General features: G+C 44.9%; 1 protein-coding gene. It reads right to left on the reverse strand.

Annotation, left to right across the window (positions count from 1 at the left end):
- Positions 1-52 precede the first annotated feature (52 nt).
- Entirely contained in the window at positions 53-1345 is a 1293-nt protein-coding gene (locus HCR01_RS37835; RefSeq protein ID WP_193201000.1) for a hypothetical protein, read from the reverse strand.
- Positions 1346-1558 lie beyond the last annotated feature (213 nt).

Consider the following 1558-nt stretch of genomic DNA (forward strand, 5'->3'; position numbering starts at 1 on the left):
ACTCTAGTTAATGCAACTGCCAAAGTTAATCTTTGTTTTATTCGGTTGATGGTTAAGAGGCTTGCAGCCTCTTCTTAGATGTCAAATGAGTTCTATACTCATCAATCTCCAAAAGCCAAGCTGGTTGTTGCGCTAACTCAGCCTTGGTCATTTGATTACGGCGCTCGCATTCTAGATAGTATTCACCCACATACTCAAATGTTTTCCCCATATCATTGAGGCTAATACTAGGAAAGCGCTGTGCAAAATCTTCGTAATCGCTGACCTTACCGCCGCAGATATCCACCCGCGCACCTTGCATTAAAAGGCAGTAGGCGATGGCTCGAAACAAGTTTGACTTACCTGAGCCAGTTGTACCGACACAGAGAAGCTGAGGAGTATCCTCACTCTTCAAATCAATCACCACTTCCCCATCTAGTGACTGGCCCAAAACAATTAATCTTTCGCCCTGTGTCCACTGCCTTTGAGGAAAGTCGTAGTAAGTGCGGTCTTCTGGTTTTAAAGGAACTTCTACCGCTATTTGTTCAGGTGCATAAATGTAAAAAGGTAAATCACTTTTCTCACTTATCCCTAACGCCAATTTAGTTGCTGCTTTGAGTTTAGGTAGAGAATTAAAATCCTCTGTTTTTACCGAAAAAATTAACCTCTCATAACTAGGCGCTTTATCCACTCGAAGGCACTGAGTTTGAAGTCCGACAACTGCCGCTGCCTTCTTTAATCCTTCAATCTTGGGTGATTGGGGTGACTCAGATTCTACTGCTGTGATAGTGGGAGTAACGGACACAACCTCGCCATTAGCACTTTTAAGTACTTGCTGTGTTTGCTGTGCCTGCAATTCCAACTGTCGTTGATGAATTTGGGCTTGCAGTTTAGCAGTCTCCAGTTGCATTTCCGCCTCACTAGTTGCCAGCAGCACATTCCCCAGGCTTTCGCCATTTTGGAGCATCCCCAGTCCCATGCGAGAAACAGCACCACCCTGGCCAGTTAGCGCCAGTACCTCGGAAAATAACGGGGCTGTCTGTTGTAGCAGATTCAATTGTCGTTCAGTTTGCTTGTCTGCTTCTTCATACAGGCGTTTTCTTTCGGCCGCTGATGAGAGGAATTGCAATTGCTCCTCCGCCTGAGTATCCTTCATGGCGGCAAGCATATCTTCTTCTCGCTCTTTATCCTCGTAATGTTTTTGCAGCTTCCGTAATTCCAACCCTGCATAACTGGAGAGTGCGATCGCTGTAATATTAGCAGGTGTAAACAGTTTTATGTCTTTGGGGTTAGACGTTAACACTAACACTAGAGCAGCTAACCCACTGCCCCCGATTCTTAACCAAGGAAATAACATTTGCCCCATCCAAAAGCTAATCCAACAGCGATGATTTGTAACAGCATCGAGTTATTATTCTTGCCTTGAGAGTACGTGATTACTACGGCTACTCCCACAACCAAAGCATTCCAGGGCAGCAAACTGGTTGTGTTGCAAAAACTAGGGCTGGTCTGGTAGAAGTGTAGTTGTACCAATAGTCTTGTATCAAAGTTAGCCCATTAATGAACCCCAAAGAACCGT

This window comes from Nostoc sp. MG11, assembly GCF_014904695.1.
Lineage (GTDB): Bacteria > Cyanobacteriota > Cyanobacteriia > Cyanobacteriales > Nostocaceae > Komarekiella.